This window comes from Aeromonas sp. 102P, assembly GCF_051920345.1.
Taxonomy (GTDB): domain Bacteria; phylum Pseudomonadota; class Gammaproteobacteria; order Enterobacterales; family Aeromonadaceae; genus Aeromonas; species Aeromonas veronii.
In genome coordinates this window covers 4,074,312-4,091,158 of the sequence record NZ_JBQBCZ010000001.1, presented here as the reverse complement: position 1 = coordinate 4,091,158, position 16,847 = coordinate 4,074,312, and the positions used below count along the sequence as shown (strand labels likewise).

Genomic DNA, 16,847 nt, shown 5'->3' with positions numbered 1-16,847 from the left:
GTTGATAAAAATGTGAACTAGATCACTTGAGACGACACAGATTGACGCGGGCGGTGGAGCAAAAAGGAGTAGAATGGCGCTTTATTTTTGCGGGGCCAATCGATGCCTAACTATCACTTTTTCAAGCAGGGTCAGGCGCTTACCTATCTAGATGCCAATGCGCCCAGCTATAGCGATGAGCGTCGTCAACTGGTCGAACAGGGATTTGCCGCCATCGCCGCCCCCATCTTTGCAGATACCCCGGCCGAAGCCCTTGAGCTGCTTCGCACTCATCAGGCACTACAGGATGAGGCGCAGGCCAACGCCCTTTGTCTGACGGTTGCCACCATTCCGGCTGCGATCGCAACTCTGTCCGGGCACTGACGCTGCCGCCATGCTCACCTGAATAAAAAATGGTGCCACTGTGATGGCACCATTTTATCGGTTTGCCTGCTTGCCCCTGAGCCGTTTAGCGCGGGTGCAGGTCACCTTCGATGACCAGCACGGTATCCATCCCCGCCGCCTTGCCAGCCTCAAGCCCGATCCGGGTATCTTCAAATACCAGACAGTTGGCGGGATTGGCGCCGAGCAGTTCGGCCACTTGCAAGAAGGTATCAGGGTGCGGCTTGTGGTTGGTGACATCATCGGCGCTCACCACCACCGAAATATAGGCGTCGAGTCCGGTGCTTTTGAGGATGGAGTCCGCCTGATTGCGCGGTGAGCCGGTGCCAATCCCCATCTTGACCTTGCCGTGATAGTGCCTGACCAGTTCCCACATCTTGGGAAAGACGCTGGCCTTGTCGATATGTTCCATATAGAGGGCAATCTTGCGACGGGTAAAGGCCTCGACATCCACCGTCAGCCCCTGCTGCTCGGCCAGCATGGCGATGATCTTGCGGGTGGGAATGCCGCCGTACTGATAGAGCTGTTCCCGCTCGAAGGGGATGCCGAATTCGGCGCAGGTAAGCTCCCAAGCATCCAGATGAAGGGGCATGGAATCTACCAAAGTGCCATCCATATCGAAAATCAGGGCATCGTAGTGATCAAACCCGTACTGCTCACGCTCGCTCATGGGGGCTCCTCGAATCAAATAGAGCAGGCTAGCAGAAACGGTCGGCAGTTTGTGGGATCGGCCTCATGGTTGGGCAGATTGTGGCCGCCGTTTTTTCTATCTCTTGCTGATTTGTGAGACAATAATCCGTTCATTGCCGGATACTTTGGCATATCAGATCTGCGAGTCCGCTTATGACCTCGAAAATATCCCCCAAAACCATTTTCTCCAGTGTGGCGCTGGTGATCGCGCTCGGTTCACTGGAAAAGAGCATAGTCACCACCCCGCTGCCCATGATTGGCGCCGAGCTGCATGCCGGTGCCGCCCTCACCTGGGTGGTCACCGCCTACCTGCTGGCCGCCACCGCCGTGCTGCCCCTTTATGGCAAGCTGAGCGATCTCTTTGGCCGGGTGCGGATGCTCAATATCGGTATCGGCCTTTTTCTGGCGGGCTCGGTGGCCTGTGCTCTCTCCCAGGATCTGCCGACCCTGCTGGCTGCGCGGGTGCTGCAAGGGCTGGGGGGCGGTGGTCTGATTGCCCTCGCGTTTACCGTGATTGCCGACACCATTCCGCCGCGGGAGGTGGGCAAGTATCAGGGCTACATTTCGGCGGTCTATGCGGTCTCCAGCATCGCTGGCCCCTTGCTTGGCGGTTATTTCACCGAGCAGCTCAGCTGGCGCTGGATCTTCTGGATCAATCTGCCGCTCGGGGCGCTGGCGGTCTTTCTCATCAACCGCAACCTCAAGCAGCTCAACGTGCGTCGTCACAGTCGCTTCGACTGGAAGGGGGCGGGTCTGCTGATTACTGTCACTACGCTCACCCTGTTGCTGCTCTCGCCGGAAGCGGCGCTGCCCGCCCTCTGGCTTTCGGCGGCGCTGGGCGTGGCACTGCTGCTGCTGATTCTGATTGAGCGGCGTGCCCACGACCCCATATTGCCCGCCCATCTGGCCCGGCTGCCCGGCTATCTGGTGAGCGTGCTGCTGGTGATGCTCTCCCAACTGCTGATGTTTGCCGTGCTGGTCTATCTGCCGTTGCAGATGCAGTGGCAGAAGGGGATGAGCGCCAGCGAGAGCGGGATGAGCATGGTGATCTTCATGATCTGCATTACCGCCGGCGCCTTTGTCGGCGGCAAGCTGATTGGCCGTACCGGTCACTACAAGAGCTTTGTTGCGGTGGGGTTTGCGCTGGCCGCGGTGGCTCTGTGGCAGATCCACTTCGATGCCTGGGTCAAGCTGGCGCTCGGGTTTGCCGGTATTGGTCTGGGTCTGGTGCTGCCCGCCCTCTCGGTGGTGGTGCAAAATGCCCTGCCACGGGAAGATCGCGGCATCGGCATGTCGCTGTTCAACTTTGGGCGGGAGCTCGGCGGTGCCGTTGGCGTGGCCATCTGCTCCATGCTATTCCACTTGCGCCTGCCTGCTGGCAGCGGTGGCGATCTGAGCCGGCTCGCCCCCGATCTGCTGGCCCCGGGCTTCAGCGCAACCTATATCGGCATGGCACTGATCGCCACACTGGCGCTACTCATCACACTGCTCGCTCTTAAACGCCACGAGCTGGCCTCCATCAGCGCCTGATTTGGCCTGCGCCGATATTGGCTCACCATAGCTAGCATCAGGGCTCCCCGCGGGGAGCCCTGATTGTTATTTGGCGAATAGCGTGGCTGTTGCCATCAAGCCATGCGCGAGTTACTCCTGCGCCGGACTCTCCTTGCCTGCCAGCTGGCTCAGCCAGGCGAAGCGGCGATTGGCCTCCTGCTCCGCCTCTTCATAGAGCTGGCTGGCTACCTCTGGCTGCTGGCGCTCCAGCCGCCGGAAACGGGGCTCGTGGCGCAAGGTCTCGGCCAGCGAGGCATTGGGGGCTCGCGAGTCGAGCGCCAGCGGCAGTTTGCCCTCGTCAGCGCGGCGCGGATCGAAGCGGTAGAGGGGCCAGAAGCCGGTGGCTGTCAGCTGCTTCATCTGCTCATGGCTCTCGGCCATGTCGTAGCCATGCTCCTCGCATGGGCTGTAGGCGATGATGAGCGAGGGGCCCGGATAGGCTTCCGCCTCCTGAATCGCTTTTACCGTCTGGTTCATCTGGGCACCGAGGGATATCTGCGCCACATAGACGTGACCATACATCATCACGCTGGCACCGAGATCCTTGCGTGCCTTGCGTTTGCCCTGCTCGCCAAACTTGGTGATGGCCCCGAGTGGCGTCGCCTTCGATTGCTGGCCGCCGGTGTTGGAGTAGCACTGGGTGTCGAGCACCAGCACATTGATGTTCTCCCCCAGACTCAACACATGGTCGAGCCCGCCAAAGCCGATGTCGTAGGCCCAGCCATCGCCGCCGATGAGCCAGACCGATTTTTCCACCAGATAGTCTGCATCGCGAGCCAGCTCAAGGGCCTCCGGAGTCTTGCTCTCTTGCAGCAGCTCCCGCAACTGCTGGATATGGGCCCGCTGCTCGGAAACCGGCAGAGTGGCGTCGCCGAGCGCCTCGCGCAGCGCTGCCGGTATGGTGTCGCCCAGGCTCGCCAGCAGACGGCGCACCCGCTCCCTGTGCTGATCGACGGTAAGACGGAAGCCCAGTCCGAACTCGGCGTTGTCTTCAAACAGCGAGTTGGCCCATGCCGGCCCGCGCCCGTCGGCGTTGGTGGTGTAGGGGGTGGTAGGCAGGTTGCCGCCATAAATGGACGAGCAGCCGGTGGCGTTGGCAATCAGTAGCCGATCGCCATAGAGCTGGGTCAGCAGCTTGATGTAGGGAGTCTCGCCACAGCCGGAGCAGGCGCCCGAGTATTCAAACAGCGGCGAGATGAGCTGGGAGGTGCGGATGTCGATGCGCTCCAGCTGCTCGACGCTGCGCTCTGGCAGGTCGAGGAAGAAGTCGTAGTTGGCCTTCTGCCCATCGAGGTGATCGAGGCGTGAAGCCATATTGATCGCCTTGCGATCCGGGTTGCTGCGATCCTTGGCCGGGCACACCTCAACGCAGAGATTGCAGCCGGTGCAATCCTCTGGCGCTACCTGCAGCACGTACTGCTGGCCGCGCATGTCGCGGGATTTCACATCCAGCGCATCCAGGGTGGCGGGAGCTGCGGCCAGTGCATCCGGTTCCACCACCTTGGCGCGAATGGCCGAGTGGGGACAGGCGGCGACACAGTAGTTGCACTGGGTGCAGAGCGCCGCCTCCCAGATGGGGATCTCCTTGGCGATATTGCGCTTCTCCCAGCGGGTGGTACCAACCGGCCAGGTGCCATCCGGCGGGAAGGCGGAGACCGGCAGGCTGTCACCCAGCCCAGCCAGCATGGCGGCGGTGACGGTCTGGACAAAATCGGGGGCCTTGGCCGAAACCACCGGCGGGCGCGGGCGGCTGGCGGGATCCAGTTCGCCAAGTGGCACCCGGGTCAGGGCGGCGCAGGTTGCCTCCAGTGCCTGCCAGTTGCGTTCGACCAGCGTCTGCCCCTTGCTGCCATAGCTGCTGGCGATGGCCTGCTTCAGCAGGCTGGTCGCCTCTGCAGGGGGAATGATGACGCTGAGCTGGAAGAAGGCCATCTGCATCACGGTATTGATGCGGTTGCCGAGCTGGCAGTCGCGGGCAATCCTAGCGGCGTTGATGATGTAGAAGCGCGCCTCTTTCTCGCGCAGGGCATGCTGCACCTCGCTGGGTAGTCGTTGCCAGATCTCCGCTTCGCTGTAGGGGGTGTTGAGCAGGAAGATGCCGCCCGCCTTCAAGCGCTCCACCATCCGGTACTTGTCGACAAACTGCCACTGATGGCAGCCGATAAAGTCCGCCTCTTCCACCAGATAGGCCGATTGCAGCGGCCGCTCGCCCACCCGCAGGTGAGAGACGGTGAGACCGCCAGCCTTCTTGGAGTCGTAGACGAAATAGCCCTGCGGATAGAGGTCGGTGTGGTTGCCGAGGATCTTGATGCTGTTCTTGGCCGCCGAGACGGTGCCATCGCTGCCAAGGCCGTAGAAGAGCGCCTCCAGCTTGTGTTGCTGGCCGTGAATGAGGCTTTGCGAATCCAGCGCGGCCAGCGGCAGCGAGAGACCTGTGATGTCATCGAAGATGCCAACGGTAAAGCGCGGGCGCGGGTTCTCTTGCGCCAGTTCGGCAAACACCGCCAGCGCGCAGGCGGGGCCGAACTCCTTGGAGGAGAGGCCGTAGCGGCCGCCGATGACCCGCGGCAGGCTTGCCCGCTCGCCCCGGCTGACCGCTTCGGCCAGCGCCGTCATCACGTCGAGATAGAGGGGCTCGGCCTGTGCGCCCGGCTCCTTGGTGCGATCCAGCACGGCGATGGAGCGGGCACTCTCGGGAATCATGGCCAACAGGTGCTCGGCCGAGAAGGGGCGGTAGAGGCGCACCTTCACCAGACCTACCTTCTCCCCTTGGGCCAGCAGGCGCTCGATCACCTCTTCACAGGTGCCGATGGCCGAGCCCATTAGCACCACAATCCGCTCCGCCTGCGGGTGGCCAACGTATTCAAATGGCCGGTAGTGGCGGCCGGTCTGCTTGCCAAAAGCCTGCATCGCCTCGCTCACATGGCCATAGGCGGCGTCATACCAGGGGTTGCTCGCCTCCCGGCACTGGAAGTAGGTGTCCGGGTTGGCGGCGGTGCCGCGAATGACCGGTTTGTCGGGGGTGAGCGCTCGGTCGCGATGGGCACGGATGGCATCGGTGGGCAGCAGGGCGCGCAGGGTGTCGTCAGCGAGCGGCGCTATCTTGGCGATCTCGTGAGAGGTACGAAAGCCGTCGAAGAAGTGGATAAAGGGGAGGCGGCTGTTGAGGCTCGCTATCTGCGAAATCAGGGCAAAGTCCTGCGCCTCCTGCACATTGCTGGCACAGAGCATGGCACAGCCGGTCTGGCGCACCGCCATCACGTCCGAGTGATCGCCAAAGATCGATAGCGAATGGGTCGCCACGGTGCGCGCCGCCACATGCAGTACGAAGGGGATGAGCTGACCTGCCAGCTTGTAGAGGTTGGGGATCATCAGCAGCAAACCCTGCGACGAGGTAAACGAGGTCGCCAGCGCGCCGGTCTGCAGGGCGCCGTGGACGGCGGCGATGGCCCCCCCTTCCGATTGCAACTCGACAACCCGGGGCACATCCCCCCACAGGTTCTTGCCTCGCTCGCTCGACCAGGCCGACGACTGCTCAGCCATGGCCGAGCTGGGGGTGATGGGGTAGATGGCGATGACTTCGCTGGTGCGGTACGCCACCGAGGCGACTGCGTTATTCCCGTCTGTGGTGATCATCTGTTTTCCACTTTGCTATGCCAGTTTGAAGGCCGATAGTTGCATCGGCAATGGATAGGTCGCAGGCATAGTAAGAGGGGCAATGAGAGCGTATCAAACGGGATAAATAATCAATTAATAAGTCAGTAATAGTGGTTAATTTAATCCTGTCGCGTGGGAGCGTGATTTTCTGCTGACAGCCGACGGGAGGTGGCTGACGGGCCATTGGTATGGCCCGTCAACACGGGGTTAACCCTGCTCCACTTGCAGCCAGATGGCACACTGATAAGGGGCGAAGAGTGGCCGCGGTTCGTTTGGGTAATTGGCCAGCAGCAACCGCATCTCGTCTGTCACCTTGTCGAAGTGGGGCATCGTCAAGGGATTGGCCGTGAGATTGGCGAGCAGCAGCAGGGTGTGCCGATCTCCGCTTGCCGGATCCTGCCAGTTGCGGCGATAGCTGATGCGCTCGGGATCATCCCCATCCAGCAGCTCGAAATTGCCGTGACGAACTACAGGGTGAGCCTTGCGCAGGGCGATAAGCTGGCGATAGCAGTGAAACGGGGAATCGGGACGGGCCAGCTGCTCGACGGCATTTATCTCGACGTGATTGGCGTTGAGGACAATCCAGGGCGTGGCCGTACTGAATCCGGCGTGGGGGCCGGCGTCCCACTGCATCGGGGTACGGGCGTTGTCGCGGCCAATGGCATCGAGCCGCCGACTCAGCTCGGAAGGAGCCAGCCCTGAGTGGCTGGCGCAGTAGTTGATGGCCTCCACATCGCGCAGCTCGCCCGGCTGCCAGTGGCGGTTGGTCATGGCGAGCTCCTCCCCCTGATAGATGAAGGGGGTGCCCTGCATCATGTGCAGCACCATGGCCCACAGCCTGGCGCTGGTTTCCCGCCACTTTGGCCTGTCATCGCCAAAGCGGGAGACGGCGCGAGGCAGGTCGTGGTTGCCGAGAAACAGGCTGTTCCAGCCACGGCCATGTAGCCCTTGCTGGTGGCGGGCCATGGCTCGCTTGAAGGCGAGGGGATCAAAGCGGGATGACCACTTGTCACTGCCCAGCCCCAGATGCTCGAAGTTGAACACCATGCTGAACTCACGGCCATCGTGGTTCGAATAGTTCTGCATATGGGCAAGATCGGCTCCCCAGGTCTCGCCGACAGTGATGATCCCCTTGCTACCAAAGCTGGCCTCATTGAGTTCACGGATATAGTCGTGCAGGCGCGGGCCATTGCTCATGGCCAGCCGGTCCCACTCCTTGCTCACCATGTCGATCACATCGAAGCGAAATCCCTTGATCCCTTTGCCCAGCCAGAAGTTGATCACCTCTGCCATTTCGGCCCGCACCGCCGGGTTGTCCCAGTCCAGATCGGCCTGACTCGCATCAAAGTTGTGCAGGTAGTAGCGATCAAGCGCTGGCACGTACTGCCAGCCGCTGCCGCCAAAAATCGAGGTAATGGGGTGAGCATCGACAAAGGCTTGATCCCGGAATACGTAATAACCCTGATAACGGGGATCGCCGGCCAGTGCCTTCATAAACCACTCGTGCTCGGTGGAGGTGTGGTTGGCGACGATATCCATCATGATGCCGATGCCGTGAGCGGCCGCTTCGGCGATCAGCTGCTCCATCTCGGTCAGGGTGCCGAAGGCGGGGTCGATGGCACGGTAGTCCGCCACATCGTAGCCGTTGTCCCGTTTGGGGGAGCGATAGATGGGGGTGAGCCAGAGCATATCGACCCCGAGGGTGGCCAGATAGTCGAGGCGCTGACGGATGCCGTTGATATCGCCCATGCCGTCGCCATCGCTGTCCTGAAAACTCATGGGGTAGATCTGGTAGATGACGCAGCTATCGAGGTCGATATCGGGCGTGTGAAGGGAGTGCGTATTCATCAGCTTGGCCGGTTGGGGGAGAAGATTTTCTATCTTACGCAGATGAACGGGTACTCGACAGGGCAGGGGAAACCTTGAAAAGGGTTCCATTATTGGCTGATTGCCAAAAGTGCGGGAAGGGTCACAAAGGTGCCATCCCGGGCCACGGCTGTGGTCGGGATGGCACGGCACTTAGCGTTGATGCTATGCAGGAATACTGGTTATTGAGCAGCCTTGGCCTGCTCGCTGCGCTGCTCCTGCTGGCGTTCGGTCTGGGCTTCCAGCTCCTTGCCGAGGAAGTAGTTCAGGAAGGTTCGGATCACCGCGATGATGGCAAGGCGGATCAGCTCCTCCTTGCTCGGTGCGACCGTAGTGGCCAGGATGTCGGCGGCGAGCTGGAACTCCAGCGCCAAGATGAGCCAACTGCCGAAACAGAGGCGAATGCGCGGAAAGCCGGGTTGGTGATCCCGCACCCGTGCCGCCAGCCAGAGGGTCTTGCCAAGGCCAATGACCACACAGGCGATGGAGATGATCTCCAACAGCAGCTGGAACAGCTCGACTCCGTGCATCATCCCCTCTTTCAGGCTCGCTATCTCAAACACTCGGGTCACCTCCCTGATTCAAAAGAGGACACTATTAACACATCGCTCGGCAAAGGCCAAATCAGAGTCTCCTGATAATCTGTGAGAGCTGTTCAATGAGCTGACGCGCCGCGGGGCTGACTCCGGCCAGTTGGAAGAAGCCGTGTATAACGCCCAGTTGCCGCTGACAGGTAGCCGTGACACCGGCTTGCAGCAGTTTGCGATAGAGGGCTTCCCCTTCATCGCGCAGCGGATCATATTCCGCCGTTACGATATGGGTCGGCGGTAATCCTGACAGGGCTGGATGATGGAGCGGACTTGCTTCGGGGTGAGTGGCGGGCTGCTCCCCCAGATAGGCGTGAAAACCGCTTAACAGCATGTCGCGGGTGATGAGGTAGTCATCCCCTAGCTGCCGATAGCTGTCACTGTTGCCCGCAGCATCGAGCATCGGATAGATGAGCAGTTGGGCGGCAGGCAAGGGGGCCCCTCGCTCCTTGAGTCGCAAGGTGGTGATCAGGGCGAGGTGGCCGCCAGCACTGTCGCCCGCAAGGACAACCCGCGCCGGATCCCCATGCCATTTCTCCACATCGGCCATGATGGCGAGCGTGGCTGCCAGTGCATCGTCATGTGCTGCAGGATAGGTGTGTTCAGGGGCAAGGCGGGTATGTACCGCGAACACCAGTGCCTCGGCGCGATTGCACAGCATGCGCATCTGGCGGTCGTGAGTGTCGAACTCACCGCTGACAAAACAGCCGCCATGAAAGTAGATCAGGGCCGGACGGCTTGCACTTGAGGTGGACGTTGGCTGATAAAGGCGAACGGCATAATGGCCGTTTTGCCACTCTTCGGCAGCGCCAACCTCCTCCTGTTCACCACCCAATATGGCTGAAGCAAGATAGCCTTCACGCCGCTCCTGCCAGCTCAGGCTGCTCGCCTTGGGGCGGCCTGCGGCAATGAACTCTGTCACCATGGCCGCAATGGCCGGTTCAAGTTGTGTTTCCATAACGCACTAATGACTGTATATAAAAACAGTTATTTTGCGCTTTTAGCCAGAGAGCGCAACCGGCGTTAGCTGAGGCAGCTCACAAAATCAGACTTCAAGCAGCTGGAATTCAATCACATAGAGCGGCGGCAGAGCGGGGTAGATATCGCGGATCACCTGTTTGAGCTCGGGGAGGGTCATGTTCTCCTGACGGGCGTGCTCGTCATTGAGCTCATCGAAGGCCACTGTGTTGACGGAGAGTACCTCGATGGTGCCAAAGGGCTGGTGCTCCGGGTTGGTGAACAGCGCCAGACGTTGGCCGGGCTGCCAGTTGGCCTCGCTCTCGTCGCGGATGGTGATGGTCTTGCGGCCCGCCTGAATATCGGCAACGAAGCGGCTGAAGAAGGTGAATTCGGGATAGGAATGAGCAGACATGGTGACTCCTGACAGGGTGAATTGAAATGAGGTGAATGGAAATCAAAGATCGAGATAGGCGCGCAGCTTGGCCAGATCGGCGATAACGGGGCCATTGCTGCCGTCGGCAACTATGCCCTGCTCGATCAGCTCCTTGAGGGCGCGGCGGTAGACCCGCTCGGTGGTGCCGAAGCGGGCCGCCTCGTGGGCCCGCTTGCGTGATCCCAGCATCGGAGTGCGCTGGCGCTCGCGCCACAACTCATAGGCGATGTTGTAGGCGATGGGGTGGAGCAGTCGGCTGGTGGTGATCTCCAGGGTGTCGAGATAGTCGCTGGCAAGTGCGGCGGCAAAAAAGAGGGTCAACTCAGGTTCTGCCAGCAGGCGCTGGGCCAGTTTGTGGGCGCAGATGACCCTGGCATCCAGCTCGGTCTCGGCCACCACGTTCCACTGCACCGGGGTGGCGCTGAAGAACTCCATCTCGCCGAAGATCTGGCTGTGACACTCAATCTCGCCGAGCTGGAAGATGCGGCCCGAGTGGACGGCGCTATTGAGGGAGACCCGACCATGTTCGACCAGATAGAGCTGCTCGCTCTGCTCCCCCTGGCGCATGATCAATTCGCCCGGCAGGTAGCGGCGCAGAAACAGGGTGCAGGCGTCGAGCGCCGCGGCAAAGCGGGGTTCAAGCTGCTGGAGTTCGGCGTGAAAACGGCCGAGGGGGTAGGGCTGTTGCTGCATGACTTGCCTGTCGCACCGGATGACGAGGGCCATGAGGCTAGCAAGAGTGCGGGCCGGATACCAGCCCGCACGGTAGCGGATGTGCCGCAGTTAACGGTTTGCGTTTTATTGCACCAACGCGTGGAGGGCGGCGGCGATGGCGTGCTGCTCACCGGCCATCATCGCCTGTTCGGCGCTGGCGTAATCCGCCACCCCTTGTTGCACATCCTGCTCGAACAGCACCACGTTGCAGAGCACGGCGGCGACCCGCACCTTGCGCAGGCGACCCACGGTCAGCAGGGAGGCGGTCTCCATGTCAGCGCCGAGCACGCCACGGGCATGCCAGTAGCGGCACACCTCCTGTTCGTCATCCCGATAGAAGCTGTCGTGGGAGCGCACCAGCCCGTGCCAATGAGGTTGGCCGCTGGCCGCCACCTGATTGAGCAGGGCCGCTTGCAGCCAGATATCGGCGCAGGCGGGGTACTCGGCGGGCAGATAGGCCTGCGAGGCGCCCTCATTGCGTACCGCCCCTTCCACCACGATAAGGTCGCCAAGGCCGATGTCGTGCTGCAGGGCACCGGCGGAGCCGACCCGAATGAGCGAGCGGGCACCGGCTTGCACCAGCTCCTCCAGCGCTATGATGGCCGAGGCGCCGCCAATGCCGGTGCTGCAAACCGTGATGGGCAGCCCCTGATAGCGGCCGTTGATGAGGCGAAACTCCCGGTTTTGCCCCAGCACTTCACACTGTTCGAGCTGGCTGGCGATGCGATCGACCCGGGCCGGGTCGCCGCACAGTACCACCCGCTCGGCAATCTGGTCGGGGCGGCACTGGAGATGGGGTAACAGACTCATGGCTTACAGACCTTGTGGCTGGCGCTTGGCGGCAATCACCCAGAGGCGAGTGCCGTTGGCGGCGATAAACAGCAGGATCAGGTACTCCAGCGACATGGCGTAGACGCCCTGCGCGGCATAGACACCGATGCTGATGATGTTGATGACGACCCAGAGGATCCAGTTCTCCACGTATTTGCGGGTCATCAGGATCTGAGCGACCACCGAGAGCACCGTCATGCTGGCATCCCAGAACGGGAAGGCATCGGGTGAAGGCTCGGGGGTAGCAAGGTTGGCACCAAACAGGTTGAGCAGGGAGACCGAGGTGCGCGCCAGGGTGGCGAAGACCGGGTCGATATAGCAGGTCAGCAGAGCGATGGCTAGCACGCTCACGGCGGCGGTCACCATCAGTTTGGATTTGCTGAGCCAGCGGATCTGCAGGGTATCCCCCTGATCGTTGGCCGGGCGGGTCCAGGCGTACCAGCCGTAGACGTTGGCGCAGAAGAAGAACAGCTGCAGCATCAACAGTCCGTAGAGCTGGATCTGGAAGAAGATGATGGCAAACAGGCTGACGTTGATCAGGCCAAACAGGTAGTTGATGGTCTTCTCCTGACTGGCGAACCAGATACAGGCCAGCCCGAACAGGGTGCCGATGGCTTCAATCCATGACATGGCATAGCCGCCACCCAGCGGTATGGTCACTAGCGTGTTATTGATGCTGAACAGCTCGAATATGCTCATTTTCTGATCCTTGGACATGAGGGTTAGTATGCGAGGGCGCCATTCTAAGGGGTGAGGGGGAGTAGGGGCAGGACTTTTGTCCGCACCGGGCTTGGCCCATATCAAAGAAATCGCCGCTGCTGCCCGGTTATTCCAGCAGTGATGGGTTATGGGGTCCCGATGGGCCGGACTTTATTGATATGTAGCAAGATGATAGCGCCATAGCTGTGGTCTGATAGAGTCCACTCTCCGGGAGGAGAATCACGTGAAAAAGGAGGTTGCATTGAATTCCGAGCTTGTCTGGGTGCTCTGTCTGCTGGCTGGCGCCATCTATCTTTTTATGACCAACAAGGTGCGCATGGACGTGGTCGCCCTGTTGATCATTATCCTCTTTGTGCTGAGCGGCACCCTCACCCTGCCGGAGGCGCTGGCGGGCTTTAGCGATCCCAACGTCATTCTGATTGCCGCCCTGTTTGTGGTGGGTGAGGGGCTGGTGCGCACCGGCATCGCCTATCAGGTGGGGGATGCATTGGTGAAGGTGGCGGGCAGCAGCGAGACCAAGCTGCTGGTGTTGCTGATGGTGGCGGTGGCAAGTCTTGGGGCTGTGATGAGCAGCACCGGGGTGGTGGCCATCTTTATCCCGGTGGTGCTGAGTGTGGCGAACCGGATGGGGATCCCGGCCGGTCGCCTGATGATGCCCCTCGGTTTTGCCGGGCTGATCAGCGGCATGATGACGCTGGTGGCCACGCCCCCCAACATGGTGGTTAACAGCGAGCTGATGCGCCACGGCATACATGGTTTCGGGTTCTTCGATTTCACCCCCATGGGCGTGCTGATCCTGGGGCTGGGCATCCTCTACATGCTGCTGGTGCGCGGCTCCTTGGTGGGCGAAGGGGAAGAGGGCAAGGGCAAGCCGACCGGGCGCCGCACCCTGCGCGATCTGATCCGAGACTACCGATTGGCCGGTAGGGCCCGTCGTCTGGCGCTGCGGCCGGACTCCCCGCTGATTGGTCACACCCTGGACGAACTGCAACTGCGTGCCCGTTATGGTGCCCACATCATCGGGGTGGAGCGCTGGCGCAAGTTCCGCCGGGTGATGGTGCCGGTGTCGGGGATCAGTGAGTTCCAGGCCAGGGATGTGCTGCTGATCGACATGTCAGACCCCGAGGTGGATGTGCGGGCGTTTTGCAGCGAGGCGCGGCTCGAGCCGATGATCCTGCGCGGGGAGTACTTCTCCGATCAGGCGCGGGAGGTGGGAATGGCCGAGGTGTCGCTGATCCCCGAGTCCAAGCTGCTGGGTAAAAGCGTGCGTGAGGTGACCTTCCGCTCCAGCTATGGTCTGAGCGTGGTGGGGCTGCGCCGCGACGGTGAAGCGCTGGCAGGCAAGCTGGTGGACGAGCCGCTGCAGATGGGGGATACACTGCTGGTGGTAGGAAACTGGAGCCACATCAGACAGTTGCAGACCCATAGCCGCGACTTTCTGCTGATGGGGTTGCCCGCTGAAGTGGACGAGATGGCCCCCGCCCGCAGCCAGGCGATCCATGCCCTCTTCTGTCTTGGAGTGATGATCCTGCTGATGGTGACCGATCCGGTGCCCAACGTGATTGCCGCGCTGATCGCCTGTCTGCTGATGGGCAAGTTTCGCTGCATCGATATGGAGAGTGCCTACAAGTCGATCCACTGGCCGACCCTGATCCTCATCGTCGGCATGCTCCCCTTTGCGCTGGCGCTGCAAAAAACCGGCGGGGTGGATCTGATCGTCGGTGGTCTGATCAATGCGGTAGGGGAGATGGGGCCGCGGGTCATGCTGGCCAGCCTGTTTGCCCTCTGCGCGGTGATCGGGCTCTTTATCTCCAACACCGCGACTGCTGTGCTGATGGCACCCATTGCGCTGGGCACGGCGCAACAGATGGGGGTATCACCCTATCCGTTTGCCATGACCATTGCCATCGCCGCCTCGGCCGCTTTTATGACGCCGGTCTCGTCACCGGTGAATACCCTGGTACTGGGGCCGGGTAACTACAAGTTTGCCGATTTTATCCGTATCGGGGTGCCATTCACCCTGTTGGTGATGGCGGTGAGCGTGGTAGCGATCCCCTGGTTCTTCCCGTTCTGATAACCGGGATGATGAATGTGTGCACCAGCGGCCTGCGGGCCGCTTTTTTGTGGCCGGGAGACAAGAATAGCAAGGCGTGCTCGGAATAAATGAAGAGGGACGTGAACGTGAATTAACGTGGAGCTGGGTTAATAGAGGAGCGAGAGAAAAACTGGGGAGAGGCAAATTTCAGACACAAAAAAACCAGCGTGAGCTGGTCTGTTTGGTACTGCTATTAATGGTGCGGAAGGAGAGACTCGAACTCTCACGCCTAGGGCGCCAGAACCTAAATCTGGTGCGTCTACCAATTTCGCCACTTCCGCAATATTAATGGTGGCTATGACGGGATTCGAACCTGTGACCCCCGCATTATGAGTGCGATGCTCTAACCAACTGAGCTACATAGCCGTTTGTTATCGACCACTGATGTGGAAGAGAACAGAAAAATGGCTGGGGTACTAGGATTCGAACCTAGGGATGGCGAGATCAAAACCCGCTGCCTTACCGCTTGGCGATACCCCAACAGAAATAATGGTGGCTATGACGGGATTCGAACCTGTGACCCCCGCATTATGAGTGCGATGCTCTAACCAACTGAGCTACATAGCCGTTTGTTATCGACCACTGATGTGGAAGAGAACAGAAAAATGGCTGGGGTACTAGGATTCGAACCTAGGGATGGCGAGATCAAAACCCGCTGCCTTACCGCTTGGCGATACCCCAACTGTGCTCCTCAACAGTCATGAGACTGGCAAAGAACTTTTAAAAATGGCTGGGGTACTAGGATTCGAACCTAGGGATGGCGAGATCAAAACCCGCTGCCTTACCGCTTGGCGATACCCCAACAGCGCTCCTCAACAGTCGCGAGACTGGCAAAGAACTTTTAAAAATGGCTGGGGTACTAGGATTCGAACCTAGGGATGGCGAGATCAAAACCCGCTGCCTTACCGCTTGGCGATACCCCAACTAGAGATGGTGGCTATGACGGGATTCGAACCTGTGACCCCCGCATTATGAGTGCGATGCTCTAACCAACTGAGCTACATAGCCAACCTTGCTTCCGGTGAGTCGTTACCTCGTCACCGTGCGGGCCGAATTATGCGTATCTGGCTCTGGGGCGTCAACCCTTTTTTTGCCAGAAAAACGCAATTTGAGTGCGTTTGACCAGTTATTGGTCTCTGTTGCGCAAAAGCCCAACAATCTGCTTTTTTTTAAGACATTGCCATGATTGCCCGGGCAATGGCAGATAAAAAACAGGCCAGCAAATGCTGGCCTGTCATGGGATTAGACGTTGAACAGGAAGTTCATGATATCGCCATCTTTGACGATGTAATCTTTCCCTTCAGCGCGCATCTTGCCCGCTTCCTTGGCGCCTTGCTCACCCTTGTAGTTGATAAAGTCTTCAAAGGCGATGGTTTGGGCGCGAATAAAGCCTTTTTCAAAGTCAGTGTGGATCTTGCCTGCCGCTTGCGGGGCAGTGGCACCGACCGGAATAGTCCAGGCGCGTACCTCTTTCACACCGGCGGTGAAGTAGGTCTGCAGGTTGAGCAGCTGGTAGCCGGAGCGGATAACGCGGTTCAGGCCCGGCTCTTCGATGCCAAGGTCAGCCATAAACTCGGCGCGATCTTCATCGTCCAGTTCGGCGATGTCGGCTTCGATGGCGCAGCAGACCACGACCACGACAGCGTTCTCGGCGGCGGCGATTTCACGCACCTTGTCCAGATAGGGGTTGTTCTCGAAGCCATCTTCCGCCACGTTGGCGATATACATGGTGGGTTTCAGGGTCAGGAAGTTGAGGTGGCTCACGGCGGCCAGCTCTTCTTTATCCAGCTTCATGCCGCGGATCATCTGACCGTTTTCCAGTGCGACCTTGATCTTCTCAAGCACTTCCACTTCCAGCTTGGCATCCTTGTCGCCGCCTTTGGCGCGCTTGGACTGACGGTGAATGGCGCGCTCGCAGGCGTCCAGATCCGACAGGGCCAGCTCGGTGTTGATCACTTCGATGTCGTCGGCAGGGGAGACCTTGCCGGCAACGTGAATGATGTTCTCGTCATCGAAGCAGCGCACTACGTGGCCGATCGCTTCGGTTTCACGGATATTGGCCAGGAACTGGTTACCCAGACCTTCACCCTTGGAGGCACCGGCAACCAGACCGGCGATGTCGACGAATTCCATGGTGGTCGGCACAACGCGCTGCGGATTGATGATGGCAGCCAGCTGATCGAGGCGGGGATCCGGCATCGGCACCACACCTGTGTTCGGCTCGATGGTGCAGAACGGGAAGTTGGCGGCTTCGATACCGGCCTTGGTCAGCGCGTTGAACAGGGTGGATTTGCCTACATTGGGCAGGCCCACGATACCGCATTTAAAACCCATGGATTGTTACCTTACTTGATGGATGCTG

General features: G+C 60.2%; 13 protein-coding genes and 8 tRNA genes. 3 read left to right on the top strand and 18 right to left on the bottom strand.

All coding sequences use genetic code 11. The features are described from left to right. The first annotated feature begins 102 nt into the window (after positions 1 to 102). A complete protein-coding gene (locus ACTG1K_RS19200; RefSeq protein WP_335811870.1) occupies positions 103 to 363 on the top strand; it encodes a hypothetical protein in 261 nt (86 codons plus the stop codon). Between the two features lie 85 nt (positions 364 to 448). Here ACTG1K_RS19200 and ACTG1K_RS19195 read toward each other — a convergent pair whose 3' ends face one another. Beyond that, on the bottom strand, positions 449 to 1,051 hold the full coding sequence (locus ACTG1K_RS19195) for an HAD family hydrolase (protein ID WP_202001848.1): 603 nt from the start codon (positions 1,049 to 1,051) through the stop codon (positions 449 to 451). A gap of 173 nt (positions 1,052 to 1,224) precedes the next feature. Here ACTG1K_RS19195 and ACTG1K_RS19190 point away from each other — a divergent pair, with 173 nt between their 5' ends. After that, positions 1,225 to 2,601, top strand: coding sequence for an MDR family MFS transporter (locus tag ACTG1K_RS19190; RefSeq protein WP_440006398.1), 1,377 nt, complete (start codon positions 1,225 to 1,227; stop codon positions 2,599 to 2,601). A 111-nt stretch (positions 2,602 to 2,712) separates the two neighbouring features. Here ACTG1K_RS19190 and nifJ read toward each other — a convergent pair whose 3' ends face one another. From nifJ to pnuC, 8 genes are all read right to left on the bottom strand, one after another. Then, the gene (gene nifJ / locus ACTG1K_RS19185) at positions 2,713 to 6,258 is read right to left on the bottom strand and encodes a pyruvate:ferredoxin (flavodoxin) oxidoreductase (RefSeq protein WP_440006396.1); all 3,546 of its coding nucleotides are present in this window, start codon (positions 6,256 to 6,258) and stop codon (positions 2,713 to 2,715) included. A 228-nt stretch (positions 6,259 to 6,486) separates the two neighbouring features. Beyond that, positions 6,487 to 8,127 (bottom strand): alpha-glucosidase, encoded by a 1,641-nt coding sequence (locus ACTG1K_RS19180; RefSeq protein ID WP_440006394.1) that lies wholly within the window; start codon positions 8,125 to 8,127, stop codon positions 6,487 to 6,489. 200 nt (positions 8,128 to 8,327) lie between these two features. After that, entirely contained in the window at positions 8,328 to 8,708 is a 381-nt protein-coding gene (locus ACTG1K_RS19175) for a DUF1622 domain-containing protein (protein ID WP_127005888.1), read from the bottom strand. 61 nt (positions 8,709 to 8,769) lie between these two features. Beyond that, on the bottom strand, positions 8,770 to 9,690 hold the full coding sequence (locus tag ACTG1K_RS19170; RefSeq protein WP_440006392.1) for an alpha/beta hydrolase: 921 nt from the start codon (positions 9,688 to 9,690) through the stop codon (positions 8,770 to 8,772). Positions 9,691 to 9,777: 87 nt separating this feature from the next. Next, a complete protein-coding gene (gene yqfB / locus ACTG1K_RS19165; protein ID WP_440006390.1) occupies positions 9,778 to 10,104 on the bottom strand; it encodes a N(4)-acetylcytidine aminohydrolase in 327 nt (108 codons plus the stop codon). Positions 10,105 to 10,146: 42 nt separating this feature from the next. Continuing rightward, positions 10,147 to 10,818, bottom strand: a complete 672-nt coding sequence (locus ACTG1K_RS19160; RefSeq protein WP_440006388.1) for a Crp/Fnr family transcriptional regulator — start codon at positions 10,816 to 10,818, stop codon at positions 10,147 to 10,149. A 105-nt stretch (positions 10,819 to 10,923) separates the two neighbouring features. Beyond that, entirely contained in the window at positions 10,924 to 11,649 is a 726-nt protein-coding gene (locus ACTG1K_RS19155; RefSeq protein WP_429216140.1) for a nucleoside phosphorylase, read from the bottom strand. A gap of 3 nt (positions 11,650 to 11,652) precedes the next feature. Then, a complete protein-coding gene (gene pnuC, locus ACTG1K_RS19150; RefSeq protein WP_440006386.1) occupies positions 11,653 to 12,369 on the bottom strand; it encodes a nicotinamide riboside transporter PnuC in 717 nt (238 codons plus the stop codon). A 262-nt stretch (positions 12,370 to 12,631) separates the two neighbouring features. On the opposite strand from pnuC, the gene ACTG1K_RS19145 reads away from it, so the two are divergent. Next, entirely contained in the window at positions 12,632 to 14,464 is a 1,833-nt protein-coding gene (locus ACTG1K_RS19145) for an SLC13 family permease (RefSeq protein WP_425854939.1), read from the top strand. A 218-nt stretch (positions 14,465 to 14,682) separates the two neighbouring features. Here the strand turns inward: ACTG1K_RS19145 and ACTG1K_RS19140 are convergent. The 9 genes from ACTG1K_RS19140 to ychF form a co-directional block, all read right to left on the bottom strand. Continuing rightward, positions 14,683 to 14,766 (bottom strand) — tRNA-Leu (locus tag ACTG1K_RS19140). An 8-nt stretch (positions 14,767 to 14,774) separates the two neighbouring features. Beyond that, positions 14,775 to 14,851: transfer RNA gene (locus ACTG1K_RS19135), tRNA-Met, on the bottom strand. A 39-nt stretch (positions 14,852 to 14,890) separates the two neighbouring features. Beyond that, positions 14,891 to 14,965, bottom strand: a tRNA-Gln gene (locus ACTG1K_RS19130). A 10-nt stretch (positions 14,966 to 14,975) separates the two neighbouring features. Beyond that, positions 14,976 to 15,052, bottom strand: a tRNA-Met gene (locus tag ACTG1K_RS19125). A gap of 39 nt (positions 15,053 to 15,091) precedes the next feature. After that, a tRNA-Gln gene (locus ACTG1K_RS19120) sits at positions 15,092 to 15,166 on the bottom strand. A gap of 46 nt (positions 15,167 to 15,212) precedes the next feature. Further along, positions 15,213 to 15,287 (bottom strand) — tRNA-Gln (locus ACTG1K_RS19115). Between the two features lie 46 nt (positions 15,288 to 15,333). Then, positions 15,334 to 15,408: transfer RNA gene (locus ACTG1K_RS19110), tRNA-Gln, on the bottom strand. An 8-nt stretch (positions 15,409 to 15,416) separates the two neighbouring features. Then, positions 15,417 to 15,493: transfer RNA gene (locus tag ACTG1K_RS19105), tRNA-Met, on the bottom strand. A gap of 234 nt (positions 15,494 to 15,727) precedes the next feature. Continuing rightward, positions 15,728 to 16,819: a redox-regulated ATPase YchF gene (gene ychF / locus ACTG1K_RS19100; RefSeq protein WP_005353921.1), complete on the bottom strand. Its 1,092-nt coding sequence runs from the start codon at positions 16,817 to 16,819 to the stop codon at positions 15,728 to 15,730. Between the last annotated feature and the right edge of the window lie 28 nt (positions 16,820 to 16,847).